Here is a 15,414-nt window from a genome sequence, read left to right as displayed (position 1 = left end):
CGGTATGTTAGACAATGGGACAGGCGAAACCGCTTTTTTATTAGCACTTCTTCCTCTCCCATCAATCTATTATTCATCTTTTAAATTCTAATGATTATGGAAAACAGTCAATTAAAAGACTTACAGGAAGAGGTTTCAGAAGCTACGAAACAGTATATCCTGACTACATTCAATTCTGAAAATGGAATGAAAACGTATTATTTGCAGATGTCAAACATAATACGCTCTGCGCACATTAATCCTCCCATTGACACCGAATACAACAGTTTAAAAAAGCTAAGCAAAAAGCTCAAGCAATATTGTACTTTCATTCAAACACTTGGCGAACATGAATGGGACAAGGGAATAGCCGATATTCAGAAAGCATTAGGCATTTATCTAATGCAAAATAACATCGAAAGTAAAGAACGCAAACAAACGAACCAAGAAATTGCCTCTCAACTGCAATTCATCGTTTTTCTCTCCGGGAATATAAATATCATCAAGCAACTTCATGGAATATTGCAACGCCATTTATCCAATGTGATGCTTTTACTCAGCTCCTATCCTGAGCATAATATACAAGAATGAATAACAATAATGAATCAAAAAGAAACTGTAAATCTTTGCTTTTCTTAAAAATGGGATATTACAACAATTAGGGAACTGTGTATTTCGATAATATGCGAATATATATAAAAAAGCATCCAGACTAATACCTGAATGCTTTTTTCTTGGATTTGTTATATATCCTTTTTTGAGCCTCTTGTCGGATTCGAACCAACGACCCCGAGATTACAAATCACGTGCTCTGGCCAACTGAGCTAAAGAGGCGGGTGGGTAAGCTATCTATATCGCGCCGCTACAACCAACTACCTTTGCTGCGATCAAGCCCTGGAGGATTCGAAGGGAGCTGGCCGTATAGGACTTACCCGTTTTGCGGTTGCAAAGGTAGACATTTTTATGTATTCTGCAATAGCTGCAGACAACTTTTTTACTAACAAAAGACTAACAGGCTACATTTCAGGCAATTAAAATTGCAAAAAAATATTCAGACAGCAACTTCCTCTGCTTTATTAACTTTAACAACCAGATTTCCCCTACCAACCGATATTATTTGTACCTTTGTGCGCAATTTATAAATGAAGATGACAGAGAACAGAAGCTATTTACAAAAATATGCCATGCATTTTGGCACGTATATGGGAATCTACTGGATATTGAAGTTCATATTATTTCCGCTGGGATTCCACATACCTTTCCTTTCGCTCTTATTTGTAATCCTGACATTATCCGTACCTTTCATCGGATATCACTATGCGAAAATGTACCGGGATAAGATTTGCGGAGGAAGTATCCAATTTTCACATGCCATGCTCTTTACCATATTTATGTATATGTTTGCTTCTCTGCTGGTAGCTGTGGCTCACTACGCCTATTTCCAATTCATCGATCATGGATTTATCATCAACTCTTACATCCAGTTGTGGGACGAACTGATGACCAACACCCCGGCTCTGATAGAAAACAAAGAAGTTATAAAAGAAACAATAGATACCGCCCGTTCACTTACTTCCATCAATATCACCATGCAACTATTGTCATGGGATGTATTTTGGGGAAGTATCCTGGCCATTCCCACCGCATTGATGGTAATGAAAAAGGCCAAACCGGAAAATGACGGAGTGTCTCAATCGTAATTTATAATTCGTAAGTAATTAGTAATAAAAAAATGGATATATCAGTTGTAATCCCATTATTCAATGAAGAAGAGTCACTACCCGAACTCTATGCTTGGATAGAACGGGTAATGCAAGCCAACGGATTCTCATTCGAAGTGATTTTCGTTAACGATGGAAGTACCGACCATTCATGGGAAGTGATCGAAAAGTTTAAAGCTCAATCGGAACATGTAAAAGGTATCAAATTCCGCCGTAACTACGGTAAATCACCTGCACTCTACTGTGGATTCGCTGAAGCGGAAGGAAACGTAGTCATAACGATGGATGCGGACCTACAAGATAGCCCAGACGAAATCCCCGAACTTTACCGGATGATTACAAAGGATGGCTACGACCTGGTATCCGGCTGGAAGCAAAAGAGATATGATCCAATTTCAAAGACACTGCCCACCAAGTTGTTTAATGCTACTGCCCGCAAAGTATCAGGCATCAAAAACCTGCACGACTTCAACTGCGGATTGAAAGCCTATCGCAAAGAGGTCGTAAAACATATCGAAGTGTACGGTGAGATGCATCGTTATATACCTTATTTGGCAAAGAACGCCGGATTCAAGAAAATCGGTGAAAAGGTGGTACACCACCAGGCGCGTAAATACGGCACAACAAAATTCGGACTGAACCGTTTCGTAAACGGGTATCTGGATTTACTCTCTCTTTGGTTCCTCTCCAGATTCGGCATCAAGCCGATGCATTTCTTCGGACTGTTGGGATCATTGATGTTTCTGATAGGAATGATTTCTGTCATCATCGTAGGTGCCAGTAAACTATATGCCATGTACAACGGTCTCCCCTACCGACTGGTGACCGACTCTCCCTATTTCTATTTGTCACTTACGGCAATGATTATAGGTACGCAATTATTCTTAGCCGGATTCCTTGGCGAACTCATCTCGCGCAATGCACCGGAACGGAATAACTATCAGATAGAAAAGAAAATTTGATTCACATTCAATAAACTGACTATGAAGAATTTAATTCGTATCTTTCTCATATTGACTATCATTGGCGGTGCAGTCAGCTTACACAGTGCCTGCTCGGATGAGAACGATTGCTCATTGGCAGGACGTCCGATGATGTACTGCACAATATATACCATTAATCCGGATAACCCTACTATTGCATTAAAAGACACGCTTGATTCATTAACAATCACAGCATTAGGCACCGACTCTATCATTCTGAACAATGAAAAGAATGTGCATACCCTGATGTTACCACTACGATACACAAGTGACACTACTGTGTTCATATTCAGATACGATCCCAAACGTAGAGAAAAAGATTTTGACACATTATACATTGTACAACAAAATACTCCTTATTTCCAGTCCATGGAATGTGGTTATATGATGAAACAAAATATAATCAGCGCTAAATTTGGAAAACCGGGAAGACCGGGTAACCCTCCTCCCTATGGCAACGGGCAGCCGGACCAGATAGATTCTCTTCATATAAAAAATAAAGAAGCCAATACAAATGAAATCGAGAACTTGCAGATATTCTATAATTATCGGCCAGAACGCACACCTGATGAAACGACTAATTAGTCTGCTTCTGCTCTTTTGCATTGGGCTTCCGTTGCTGGCACAACAGCAACGTCCGGCGCAAACGCCCAAAAGAGATCAGAAGAAAAAAGAGGTTGCCGAGATAGATACCATTCCGCTCTACAATGGTACGTATGTCGGTGTGGATTTATATGGCGTTGGAAGCAAGCTGCTGGGAGGCGACTTTATGAGTTCTGAAGTCAGCGTAGCCGTTAACCTCAAGAATAAATTCATCCCTACTATTGAGTTTGGTATGGGAGGAACAGATACCTGGAGCGAAACAGGCATACACTATAAGAGCAAAATGGCCCCATTCTTCCGAATCGGTGTGGACTACAACACCATGGCAAAGAAAAAAGAGAAGAATAGCTACTTGTATGCAGGACTTCGCTATGCATTCAGTTCATTTAAATATGATGTTTCCACAATGCCGGCAGATGATCCTATCTGGGGAGATGTAATAGGTAACCCCAGTTTGGAAGACGGTTATTGGGGAGGAAGTGTGCCATTCAGCCATCTGGGTATGAAAGGATCGGTGCAATGGCTGGAAATCGTTTTAGGCGTCAAAGTACGTATTTACAAAAACTTCAACATGGGGTGGTCGGTACGTATGAAATACAAAACCAAAGCATCTACCGGAGAATATGGAGACCCATGGTACGTGCCCGGTTACGGAAAGTTTAAATCAAATAACATGGGAATCACTTATTCCCTTATTTATAAATTGCCTCTTTAGAATACAATGACAGGACTAGAGATTTGGCTGCTTGCAATAGGTCTGGCGATGGATTGTTTCGCTGTCTCAATTGCAAGCGGTATTATTTTGAAACGTACCCGTTGGAAACCCATGCTAATCATGGCTTTTGCTTTCGGCTTTTTTCAGGCAATCATGCCATTTATCGGATGGATGTGTGCAAAGACATTCAGTCATCTTATAGAAAGTGTAGACCATTGGATTGCTTTCGCGATCCTTGCCTTCTTAGGCGGACGAATGATTTTAGAATCTTTCAAAGAAGAAGAATGTTGTAAACTGTTCAATCCGGCAAATCCGAAAGTGGTATTGACTATGGCAATAGCCACAAGTATTGATGCATTGGCAATCGGCATTTCCTTTGCCTTTCTGGGAGTTCAGGACTATACCGAAATCCTTCCTCCTATCAGCATCATCGGGTTTGTTTCATTTGTCATGTCACTCATCGGTCTGATCTTTGGTATCCAATGTGGCTGCGGCATCGCCCGGAAACTGAAAGCAGAGTTATGGGGAGGTATCATTCTAGTCATTATCGGACTAAAGATATTAATTGAACATTTATTTCTTCAATAAAACGAGTTTTCTTATCAAATAGAAGAGCGTATGAAAACAAAAAAAAGTTTCCTTTGGCTGGCTTTCCTGATTTTGGCAACTATCTGGATATTAGTCAGACATAATCAACAAGTTGGCTATTACAGTGTCAAAGGTTTGGTGTTTGGGACAGTATATAAAATTACTTATCAGCATGACGGTGACTTAAAACCGGAAATAGAAGCTGAACTAAAACGCTTCGACCAATCTTTATCGCCATTCAATGACAGTTCTGTTATCAGTCGCGTCAACCGCAATGAAGAGCTGGTGACTGATAGTTTTTTCCAGAAATGCTTCCATCGCTCGATGGAAATTTCCCGCGAGACAAAGGGTGCTTTCGACATTACAGTAGCCCCTCTTGCCAATGCTTGGGGATTCGGTTTCAAAAAAGGTGCTTTTCCTGATTCATTAATGATAGACAGTCTGTTACAAATCACCGGATATGAAAAAGTGAAAATGGATAACGGCAAAGTTATCAAACAGGATCCTCGTACTATGTTAAGTTGTAGTGCCGTGGCCAAAGGGTATTCGGTAGACGTAATTGCACAACTGCTCGACCGTAAGGGAATAAAAAACTATATGGTAGATATAGGCGGCGAGGTGGTAGTGAAAGGGAAAAATCCTTCCAAAGGCTTATGGCGCATTGGAATCAATAAGCCCATCGACGATTCACTGGCCGTAAACCAAGACTTACAGACAATTCTTGAGATAACAGATTTAGGCTTGGCTACTTCCGGAAACTATCGCAATTATTATTATAAGGATGGGAAGAAATACGCCCATACGATTGACCCTAGAACTGGCTATCCGGTACAACACAATATCTTGTCCTCTACGGTAATCGCCAAAGACTGTATGACTGCCGACGCCCTTGCCACCGCCTTCATGGTGATGGGACTGGAAGAAGCGGAAGCTTTCTGCAAAGCGGATACAACGATTGACGCCTACTTTATTTATAGTGGAGAAAATGGAGAGTTCAAGACTTATTATACGGAGGGAATGAAAAAATACATAACTACTCCGTAATATATATATATATATATATTATACAAACAGAGGTTCTACTTGAGTAAAACAGAACCTCTATTCAATTGGCAAATATCTATTTCATAAACACGAAATACACTGCTGCAATCAGACAAATAAATGCAGCCAGATGATTCCAATGTAAAGCCTCACCTTTAAAGAAGATGGTAGTGAACACTGTAAAAATAACAAGTGTTATTACCTCTTGAATGACTTTTAGTTGCATCAATGAAAACGGGCCTCCATTGCCTATAAAGCCAATGCGATTGGCCGGTATCTGACAGGAATATTCAAAAAAGGCGATCGCCCAGCTGAACGCAATCACACCGATCAGCGGAAGAGCTGCGAACCAACTGTACTCCTGTTTCATCTTTAAATGTCCGTACCAAGCAAATGTCATAAAGACATTAGATACAATCAGTAACAAAATGGTATAGAATCCTTTCATAACAATCTATTCAAATTAATCTATTTTATCTGGTAATAATTCCTCCTGTACATTAGTCATACTGCTCCAAAGGCTATAACGAGCTTCCGGGTTCATCGCTTCCAACTGCCGTAAAATTCCTTTCATATCACTCCGGCTGGACTGCGATTCATAAGGACAATTCTTCACTTGCTTCTGATAATGACGCAAAGCTGCCAATTCTACCAAATCAGCTTCATGGACCAGACACATCGGACGAATAATTGTCATATCAAACTTCTTCATCATCAACCGGGGCGGCATTGTACTGAAAGCTCCCTGATAAGTGATATTCATCAATAAAGTTTCCAAAATATCATCCATATGGTGACCGAGAGCGATTTTATTGCATCCGTGTTCCTTGGCAACTGTGAACAGGGCTTTCCGACGGTTCCATGAACAGAGGAAGCAGGGAGATTTACGTGTGTCGGTAGCAGGATCAAAAGCTGTCTCATACTGCACAAAGGGAACTCCATACGTCTCACAGTGCGCTTTCAAATATTCCGTATCACTCTGATAAGGAATATTCTTCATCACTACATGGACGGCAACGACAGAAAAGCGAGGTTTATAGATACGTGCGCGTCTCCCCAACAGTTCCACAAGCGCCAACGAATCTTTTCCTCCCGATAGTCCGATAAGGATTTTGTCTCCTTCTTCTATCAATCCATATTGCACCACTCCTTTGCTAAACCGCCGTTCAATGCGGCGAATGGTTTTCTCTTCTTCCGTAAATTGTGTCATATCTTTAAAAATCGGCTGCAAAAGTAAGCGAAAAGAATGATTTAAAGAAGAATTAACATAATAGAATCACTGAAAAAGGGTTTATTTCTAATAAATTTGTACTTTTGAACAATTGATAAATGGACCGGTGCCCGAAAGCAGCGATGTTTTCAATCTACCCGTCACTCATAAACGCTCAAAACGATGAAAGGAAAATATATTCTATTTTTAATTTGCAGCCTCTTCCTTTGCGAAGTCTCTGCACAAACGTTGGAACAGGCACGCACCTTATTTACCAAAGGTGAGTACGAACAAGCCAAACCAGTTTTTAAGAAGTATACTAAATCACAACCGTCGAACGGGAATTATAATTATTGGTATGGCGTATGTTGCCTGAAAACCGGAGAGGCGGAAGAGGCGGTGAAACCTCTTGAAATAGCGGTAAAGAAACGTATCACCGGTGGACAACTCTATTTGGGACAAGCATATAATGAGACGTACCGCTTTGAAGACGCAGTGAACTGCTTTGAAGAATACATCGCAGACTTAAGTAAACGCAAGAAACCGACGGAAGAAGCGGAGAAACTTCTGGAGAAAAGCAAATCTGACCTTCGTATGTTGAAGGGGGTTGAGGAAGTATGTATCATCGACAGTTTCGTTGTGGACAAAGCAACTTTCCTGAACGCTTACAAGATCAGCGAAGAATCGGGCAAACTGTTTACTTTCAATGAATTCTTCAAGACAGAAGGAGATCATCCGGGAACTGTTTATGAAACAGAAATCGGAAATAAAATTTATTATAGCGAAAAGGGCGAGAAAGGTAATCTTGATATCTTTTCAAAGAACAAGTTGTTGAATGAATGGAGTGACGGACGTCCGTTACCGGGTAGTATCAATGCTTCCGGGAATGCGAATTATCCGTTTGTTCTATCGGATGGAGTCACCGTTTATTACGCCAGCGATGGCGAGGGATTGGGTGGCTATGATATTTTTGTCACTCGCTACAACACGAATACCGACACTTATCTTGTTCCGGAAAATGTGGGTATGCCGTTCAACTCGCCGTACAACGATTATATGTACGTCATCGATGAATACAACAACCTCGGATGGTTTGCTTCCGACCGTTTCCAACCGGAAGGAAAGGTATGTATTTATGTATTCATCCCTAACACTTCCAAACAGACTTATAATTATGAAGCAATGGAGCAGCAAGAGATCATTCGTCTGGCACAGATTCATTCGCTGAAAGAAACCTGGACGGATAAACAAGCGGTTACCGAAGCACTGCAACGATTGAAAGCTGCTATCAGTCATAAGCCCAAAGAACGCCGTGCCATGGACTTTGAGTTTGTCATTGACGACCATACGACTTACTATCTGATGAGCGACTTTAAATCCGCAAAAGCCAAGACACTTTTCCAACGCTATCAGCAGATGGAAAAAGACTATTATCAACAAGAAGAAAAGCTGAACGGCCTTCGTCAACAATATGCCGGTGCCAACCAACAGGGAAAAGCCAAAATGGCTCCTGCCATTCTCGACCTCGAAAAGCGGATACTGCAAATGTCCGAAGAACTCGATGCTCTCGAAGTGAATGTACGTAATGCAGAAAAAACAAAATAAATAATAACTCTGAACTATGGATATACTCATTATCGCCGTTCTCATTATTGCCGCAGTCATACTGTTTCTGGTAGAACTGTTCGTCATCCCGGGCATTAGTCTGGCCGGAATTTCTGCATTGGTTTGCATCCTGTATGCCAACTACTATGCATTCACCAATTTAGGTATGGCAGGAGGATTTGTCACTCTTGGCATATCAACGGTTGCCTGTATCGGATCACTGATTTGGTTTATGCGATCGAAAATGCTGGACAAACTGGCGTTGAAAAAAGATATCGATTCAAAAGTAGACCGTAGCGCAGAAGATAGCGTCAAAGTGGGTGATATAGGAATCAGTACTACCCGCCTGGCACAAATCGGTTATGCCGAGATTAACGGAAAAATTGTAGAGGTAAAGTCAATAGACGGGTTCCTCAATGAGAAGACTCCGATAATCGTAAGCCGGATCACCGACGGTACAATCATGGTTGAGAAACACAAAGAATAATATTCACTTAATAAAAACATCAATGGAATCATCTTTCTACTTGCCTATCTTTCTGATAGCCGGAGGTATTATCTTCTTGATAATATTTTTCCATTACGTGCCGTTCTTCCTTTGGTTGTCGGCTAAAGTTTCGGGAGTTAACATCTCGCTGATACAACTATTCTTAATGCGTATACGTAACGTTCCGCCGTATATCATCGTTCCGGGAATGATCGAAGCCCACAAAGCCGGTCTGAAAAATATCACCCGCGACGAACTGGAAGCCCATTATCTGGCTGGCGGACACGTAGAAAAGGTAGTTCACGCCTTAGTATCGGCATCGAAAGCCAACATCGAATTGCCTTTCCAGATGGCTACTGCTATCGACCTGGCAGGACGTGACGTATTCGAAGCTGTACAGATGTCTGTAAACCCGAAAGTGATTGATACTCCTCCTGTAACGGCTGTTGCGAAAGACGGTATCCAGTTGATAGCTAAGGCTCGTGTTACAGTACGTGCCAATATCCGCCAGCTGGTCGGTGGTGCAGGTGAAGATACGATCCTTGCCCGTGTAGGTGAAGGTATCGTTTCGTCTATCGGTTCTTCTGAAAACCATAAATCGGTATTGGAGAATCCGGATTCTATCTCTAAACTTGTACTTCGTAAAGGTCTGGACGCAGGAACTGCTTTCGAGATTCTGTCTATTGATATTGCGGACATCGACATAGGTAAGAACATCGGTGCGGCTCTGCAAATCGATCAGGCTAATGCAGATAAGAATATTGCACAGGCAAAAGCTGAAGAGCGCCGTGCTATGGCAGTAGCTTCCGAACAGGAAATGAAAGCAAAAGCACAGGAAGCTCGTGCCAAAGTGATCGAAGCAGAAGCAGAAGTTCCTAAAGCAATGGCTGAAGCTTTCCGCAGTGGAAACTTAGGCATCATGGATTATTATCGCATGAAGAATATCGAAGCTGATACTTCCATGCGTGAGAATATCGCCAAGCCGACAACAGGCAATGCTGGCAATCAGCCATTGAGCAAATAATCGTTCACAAACGCCGGAATCCGATTTTATTTCAGTCGTAAGACGTTCTCCCCTTTCCTATGGAAAAAGAAAGAGACTTCTTCTGAACTTAAATCCGGTTCCGGCGTTTCTATTTATAGATACAATCCTATTATAAAACTAAAACCTTTCAATGACATGAAAAAGTACTTTCCATCCTCTGAATTGATAATCAATGAAGACGGTTCAGTATTCCATCTTCACGTAAAACCCGAATGGTTGGCAGATAAAGTAATCCTGGTAGGTGACCCCGGACGTGTAGCACTCGTAGCTTCTCATTTCGAAAACAAAGAATGTGAAGTGGAAAGCCGCGAATTCAAAACCATCACGGGTACTTACAAAGGTAAACGGATTACGGTAGTCTCTACAGGAATCGGTTGCGATAACATCGACATCGTAATGAATGAATTAGATGCACTCGCCAATATCAACTTTGTCACCCGTGAAGAAAAGGATCAGTTCCGCCAACTGGAATTAGTGCGTATCGGCACATGTGGCGGTCTACAACCCAATACGCCTGTCGGAACTTTTGTATGTTCGCAAAAGTCCATCGGTTTCGACGGGTTACTGAATTTCTATGCCGGGCGTAATGCCGTATGCGATTTGCCTTTCGAACGTGCTTTCCTCAATCACATGGGTTGGTCGGGAAATATGTGCGCTCCTGCTCCTTACGTCATTGATGCCAGTGAAGAATTGATCGACCGGATCGCCAAAGATGACATGGTACGTGGAGTGACAATCGCTGCCGGAGGTTTCTTCGGTCCTCAAGGACGTGAACTTCGTATCCCGTTAGCAGACCCGAAACAGAATGATAAGATTGAAGCGTTCGAATATAAAGGTTACAAAATTACCAACTTCGAAATGGAAAGTTCGGCTTTGGCAGGCCTTAGCCGATTGATGGGACACAAGGCAATGACCGTCTGCATGGTGATAGCCAACCGACTTATCAAAGAGGCCAACACCGGATATAAGAATACAATCGATACGCTGATTAAGACAGTACTTGACAGGATATAAATCTATATTCAGGAGAGTTAAATTGTAATCGAAAGAATAAAATTGCAATTAAAAGAATGTATAACGGCTTGAATCTTTCACTGATAATATGTATAGATTCAAGCCATTGTTTTTTTATTAATAACCAATCGTAAATCTCTCCTGGTGGTGTTTCGGATATTCCAGTTCATCAATCATGGCGGCGGCATAATCTTCAACAGAGATATGGCTGTTTCCTACAATATCTACAATCATATCATCTTTTCCCAACCGATAACGTCCTGTACGTACTCCCGGACGCATATCCGCTGCCGGAGAGAAAAATACCCAGTCTATTTCTTTTTCTTTCTTTAAAAAGTTCAGATAAAACTCTCCTAGAGCTTTCACTCCCGGCAATATATTTTCGGGTACTTCACCGGAATCCATCAGACGCAAGCCCGGAGCGATAAACAAAGAACCGGCACCGCCCACCATCAAAAAACGATTAACACCCGCTTTCTTCACTCCATCAATAATGGTCAGATAAACTTTGATTGTTTCATCGTATATATCAGGATTATTCCATCCCGGATTGAATGCACTAATAACAGCATCTGCACCCTTACAAACGGCAGCCACTTCATCAAGCGCGGAGACATCGGCTTTCACCACTTTCAGATTTTCATTCTCTATCTTTATCTTTTCCGGATGACGAACCACTGCCGTAACCTCGAAACCACGATTCAATGCTTCATTCAGAAGGGCAGAGCCCACAAAGCCGCTTGCCCCGATAAGGACTATCTTTTTCACTTTCTCCATATTCTAATATATTATAATGTTACTACTATATAATAAATAACACTACAACATTCAGAATGTTAGTTCTCTTTTAGAAAATTAATTATCCGATATAAGATTCTATTGTCTCTTTCAACCTTTCCAAAGAATAGGGCTTTGAGATAACAGCGTTGCATCCTGCCTGAATAGCCTGTTGCTGTTCAGTATAGAAAGCATACGCGGTCACTGCAATAATAGGCACAGTCAGAGAAATAGTACGGATCTTTTCAGTGGCTTGAATACCGTCCATGATCGGCATACGAATATCCATCAGAATCAAATCCGGCTTTTCGCGGATAAAACTATTGATGGCTTCCTGTCCATTGCGTACCCATGAAATAATATATTCCTTATTCAGAAAAATATTAAGTTGGACAAAGTTCGACTCAATGTCTTCTACCACCAATATCTTTTTACGTTTATCCTCATCGACATTCTTCTTATGCGGAAGTCTTCTTTCGGCAACCTCCTTCGGTATTTCCTGATAGGGTAAATAGAGTGCAAACATACTCCCCTGCCCTAATTCTGAAGTTACTTCGATACGGCCGCCCAGTCGTTCTACAATGCTTTTACAAATTGAAAGCCCTAATCCGGTGCCTTGCACAAAATCATTCAGTTTCTCAAACCGGGTGAAAATTTGAGGGAGTTTCTCTTTGGATATACCGCAACCCGTATCGCTGACATACAGTTTCAGCCAGGGTCCTTCATGTTTCAAGCCTAAAGTTATACTTCCCTTTTCCGTATTTTTAATCGCGTTCGACAAGAAATTGAACAATACCTGCATCACACGGTTACGATCAGTAGAAGTCCAGTATTCTCCTTCGGGACGAATCACTTTCAATTCTACATTCGACTTCATCTTCAGCTGGTGCACTTTTTCCACTTCTTCCACTAGTCCTGCGATCTCAACCTGCTGGAAATGCATTTCCGATTTGCCGGATTCAATACGGGAAAGGTCTAAAATATCATTAATCAACTGCAGTAACAGGTTGCTATTTCTCTGAATAATTTCCAGATACTCCATTTTCTCTTCTTCACTTTCTGTCACTGCGATAATCTCCGAAAAACCGACAATAGCATTCAACGGAGTACGAATTTCATGGCTCATATTAGCTAAAAAGACCGACTTCATTTTATCAGCATCTTCCGCACGACGTTTAGCTTCGATCAATTCCTGCGAACGCTGAATCCGGTCTCCGATATCATGTATCAACGCAAGTACCCTGTTTCCTTCAAAGGGGGCGATACGTGCCTGAAAATAATGCAGACTTCCATCCACTTCAAGCGGATATTCTATTTCCTTCAACTTACCATCACGCAAACATTCCCTAATGTTACAAATAAACAAGTCGCTAACCTCCGGTGAATAAATAGATCGTCCATCTGCTCCGCGTAGCACTTCCACAGGGTGAAGCAATATCGTTCCCGGTGCCATCAGGACATCGGTAATAAAGAAATTATCATCAAAAATAAAAATGAATTCTGGCAATGCTTCAATTATTTTGCGATTATACTCTTCCAGATATTTGATATGTTGCTCCTTTTCGCATTGTGAAGTGACGTTCACCGTATATGCCAGCAGTTTACCCGGATGACTTTCGCAACTCTCTTTGTAAGACAGAAAATGATCTTCCAGCCAAATTACTTTCCCTTGTTCACTTATACAACGAACTCTAATTTGTGAGGTCTTAGAGTCTGATGAAAGCATTTCTGCAAAGGCTTGTTTATAGAATTCAATATCTTCCGGATGAATAAACCGATAGAAATCATCTATATCTTCAAAAATGATCCCGGCATCCTTTAATCCCAGTGTAAAAAAATAATCGTTTGAAAAGGAGCATTTGCCCGTAATGATATCATATTCCCACAAAGCTATTTGATGAGCTGCAAGGACAGAAAGTATTTCTTGTGAGTTCTCCCGTATGAGTTCACTCTTTTCATTGGAAGAATATAAATTAATCGCTGGTTCCATAAGCATTATTGTTTTATTTTGTTTGGTGTACCACTGCATGGCAGCAAATATAAACAAATAAAGCACAAGTTGTGCTCAATTTTCTGTTTTTTACTTAGAAACAATTATCTTTGCTCATCCAAAAAGAAAAAACAATGATTCAAGATACTATCTGTGCCATCGCTACCGCTCAAGGCGGTGCTATCGGAAGCATCCGCGTTTCCGGTCCGGAAGCTATTTCTATTACCGGCAGCATCTTCAAGCCAGCCAAAGCTGGCAAATTATTGAGCGAACAAAAACCATATACTTTGACATTCGGGCGTATTTATGACGAAGACGAGATGATTGATGAAGTGCTCGTCAGCCTTTTCCGTGCTCCTCATTCGTATACGGGAGAAGACAGTACGGAAATCACGTGTCATGGTTCCACTTATATTCTTCAACAGGTAATGCAGTTGCTTATTAAAAACGGTTGCCGCATGGCCCAGCCGGGAGAATATACGCAACGTGCTTTCCTCAATGGAAAAATGGATTTAAGTCAGGCAGAAGCTGTGGCGGACTTGATTGCTTCTTCATCTGCTGCCACTCACCGATTGGCAATGAGCCAGATGCGGGGTGGATTCAGTAAAGAGCTGACAGATCTACGCAACAAGTTGTTGAATTTCACTTCCATGATTGAATTGGAGTTGGATTTCAGCGAAGAGGATGTGGAATTTGCCGATCGTTCGGCATTAAGGAAACTGGCAGATGAAATTGAACAGGTCATTTCGCGGTTGGCTCATTCATTTAGTGTCGGCAACGCCATTAAGAATGGTGTTCCCGTAGCTATCATCGGTGAAACAAATGCCGGAAAATCGACTTTACTGAATGTATTATTGAATGAGGATAAAGCCATTGTCAGTGATATTCACGGGACAACACGTGATGTAATCGAAGATACTGTCAATATCGGAGGAATCACTTTCCGGTTCATTGATACCGCCGGAATCCGGGAAACCAATGACACGATTGAAAGTTTGGGTATTGAACGTACTTTTCAGAAGTTGGATCAGGCGGAGATTGTTCTTTGGATGGTAGATGCTGTGAATGCCGCTTCTCAAATTGAACAGTTATCGGAGAAAATAATTCCACGTTGCGAAGGAAAACATTTGATTGTTGTATTCAATAAGGCTGATTTGATTGAAGATAAACAGAAAGAGAATGTATTATCTTTATTAAAAGACTTCCCCAAAGAATCTACGGAATCTATTTTCATCTCGGCCAAACAACGAAAGAATACAAGTGAGCTACAAAAAATGCTTATTGATGCCGCACACTTGCCTACAGTGACACAGAATGATATTATTGTGACAAACGTAAGACATTACGAAGCTTTAAACAAAGCTTTGGAAGCTATTCATAGAGTACAAAACGGACTTGATTCGCAGATTTCCGGGGATTTTCTTTCGCAAGACATACGAGAGTGTATCTTCTTTATTTCGGACATAGCGGGGGAGGTTACGAATGATATGGTGCTTCAAAATATCTTTCAACATTTTTGCATCGGAAAGTGATGGCTTGGAAATAGCCATAAGCAACCATAACCATTTAGAATAAAGTCGCTGTATTTCAGTGACTTTTCTATTTTAACGGTTTCCAATCCGTATTTGGAGATAACGGTTTTTATCCATATTT

At 41.3% G+C, this 15,414-nt stretch carries 16 protein-coding genes and 1 tRNA gene; 12 read left to right on the top strand and 5 right to left on the bottom strand.

Going from position 1 to position 15,414, the window contains the following annotated elements; translation table 11 throughout:
• The first annotated feature begins 96 nt into the window (after positions 1–96).
• Positions 97–570: a hypothetical protein gene (locus INE92_RS01065; protein ID WP_008644435.1), complete on the top strand. Its 474-nt coding sequence runs from the start codon at positions 97–99 to the stop codon at positions 568–570.
• A gap of 169 nt (positions 571–739) precedes the next feature.
• Here INE92_RS01065 and INE92_RS01060 read toward each other — a convergent pair.
• Positions 740–813, bottom strand: a tRNA-Thr gene (locus INE92_RS01060).
• A 308-nt stretch (positions 814–1,121) separates the two neighbouring features.
• Here INE92_RS01060 and INE92_RS01055 point away from each other — a divergent pair.
• The 6 genes from INE92_RS01055 to INE92_RS01030 are packed head-to-tail and all read left to right on the top strand — an operon-like array spanning position 1,122 to position 5,633.
• Positions 1,122–1,679, top strand: a complete 558-nt coding sequence (locus tag INE92_RS01055; RefSeq protein ID WP_015532571.1) for a DUF4199 domain-containing protein — start codon at positions 1,122–1,124, stop codon at positions 1,677–1,679.
• A 32-nt stretch (positions 1,680–1,711) separates the two neighbouring features.
• Positions 1,712–2,662, top strand: coding sequence for a glycosyltransferase family 2 protein (locus INE92_RS01050; RefSeq protein ID WP_004309773.1), 951 nt, complete (start codon positions 1,712–1,714; stop codon positions 2,660–2,662).
• Between the two features lie 21 nt (positions 2,663–2,683).
• Positions 2,684–3,268 (top strand): DUF6452 family protein, encoded by a 585-nt coding sequence (locus INE92_RS01045; RefSeq protein ID WP_004309772.1) that lies wholly within the window; start codon positions 2,684–2,686, stop codon positions 3,266–3,268.
• Positions 3,252–4,001 (top strand): DUF6048 family protein, encoded by a 750-nt coding sequence (locus INE92_RS01040; RefSeq protein ID WP_004309771.1) that lies wholly within the window; start codon positions 3,252–3,254, stop codon positions 3,999–4,001. The genes INE92_RS01045 and INE92_RS01040 overlap by 17 nt, the downstream gene beginning before the upstream one ends.
• A 6-nt stretch (positions 4,002–4,007) precedes the next feature.
• Positions 4,008–4,589 carry a manganese efflux pump MntP gene (locus INE92_RS01035; RefSeq protein WP_004302038.1) on the top strand — a complete coding sequence of 194 codons (582 nt, stop codon included), beginning with the start codon at positions 4,008–4,010 and terminating at the stop codon, positions 4,587–4,589.
• 30 nt (positions 4,590–4,619) lie between these two features.
• Entirely contained in the window at positions 4,620–5,633 is a 1,014-nt protein-coding gene (locus INE92_RS01030; protein WP_004309770.1) for an FAD:protein FMN transferase, read from the top strand.
• Between the two features lie 76 nt (positions 5,634–5,709).
• Here the strand turns inward: INE92_RS01030 and INE92_RS01025 are convergent, their stop codons facing one another.
• The gene (locus INE92_RS01025; protein ID WP_004302024.1) at positions 5,710–6,081 is read right to left on the bottom strand and encodes a DMT family protein; all 372 of its coding nucleotides are present in this window, start codon (positions 6,079–6,081) and stop codon (positions 5,710–5,712) included.
• A 15-nt stretch (positions 6,082–6,096) separates the two neighbouring features.
• Positions 6,097–6,843, bottom strand: coding sequence for an ATP-binding protein (locus INE92_RS01020; RefSeq protein WP_004304890.1), 747 nt, complete (start codon positions 6,841–6,843; stop codon positions 6,097–6,099).
• Between the two features lie 183 nt (positions 6,844–7,026).
• Here INE92_RS01020 and INE92_RS01015 point away from each other — a divergent pair, with 183 nt between their 5' ends.
• The 4 genes from INE92_RS01015 to INE92_RS01000 all read left to right on the top strand — a co-directional run bounded on the left by INE92_RS01015 (position 7,027) and on the right by INE92_RS01000 (position 10,994).
• The gene (locus tag INE92_RS01015; RefSeq protein WP_004304888.1) at positions 7,027–8,448 is read left to right on the top strand and encodes a tetratricopeptide repeat protein; all 1,422 of its coding nucleotides are present in this window, start codon (positions 7,027–7,029) and stop codon (positions 8,446–8,448) included.
• A 16-nt stretch (positions 8,449–8,464) separates the two neighbouring features.
• A complete protein-coding gene (locus tag INE92_RS01010) occupies positions 8,465–8,935 on the top strand; it encodes an NfeD family protein (protein ID WP_004309768.1) in 471 nt (156 codons plus the stop codon).
• A 22-nt stretch (positions 8,936–8,957) separates the two neighbouring features.
• A complete protein-coding gene (floA, locus tag INE92_RS01005; protein ID WP_004304885.1) occupies positions 8,958–9,959 on the top strand; it encodes a flotillin-like protein FloA in 1,002 nt (333 codons plus the stop codon).
• A 156-nt stretch (positions 9,960–10,115) separates the two neighbouring features.
• Entirely contained in the window at positions 10,116–10,994 is an 879-nt protein-coding gene (locus INE92_RS01000) for a nucleoside phosphorylase (RefSeq protein WP_008644427.1), read from the top strand.
• Between the two features lie 117 nt (positions 10,995–11,111).
• Here INE92_RS01000 and INE92_RS00995 read toward each other — a convergent pair whose 3' ends face one another.
• Positions 11,112–11,771, bottom strand: a complete 660-nt coding sequence (locus INE92_RS00995; protein ID WP_004302018.1) for an NAD(P)-dependent oxidoreductase — start codon at positions 11,769–11,771, stop codon at positions 11,112–11,114.
• A gap of 82 nt (positions 11,772–11,853) precedes the next feature.
• Positions 11,854–13,761, bottom strand: coding sequence for a PAS domain-containing hybrid sensor histidine kinase/response regulator (locus tag INE92_RS00990; RefSeq protein WP_008644426.1), 1,908 nt, complete (start codon positions 13,759–13,761; stop codon positions 11,854–11,856).
• A gap of 134 nt (positions 13,762–13,895) precedes the next feature.
• On the opposite strand from INE92_RS00990, the gene mnmE reads away from it, so the two are divergent.
• Positions 13,896–15,293, top strand: a complete 1,398-nt coding sequence (gene mnmE / locus INE92_RS00985; protein ID WP_009040376.1) for a tRNA uridine-5-carboxymethylaminomethyl(34) synthesis GTPase MnmE — start codon at positions 13,896–13,898, stop codon at positions 15,291–15,293.
• The last annotated feature ends 121 nt before the right edge of the window (positions 15,294–15,414 follow it).

The organism is Bacteroides xylanisolvens, assembly GCF_018289135.1.
GTDB classification, from domain to species: Bacteria; Bacteroidota; Bacteroidia; order Bacteroidales; family Bacteroidaceae; genus Bacteroides; species Bacteroides xylanisolvens.
Note: the sequence above shows the minus strand (reverse complement) of the source record. Positions and strands in the feature narration are given on the sequence as shown.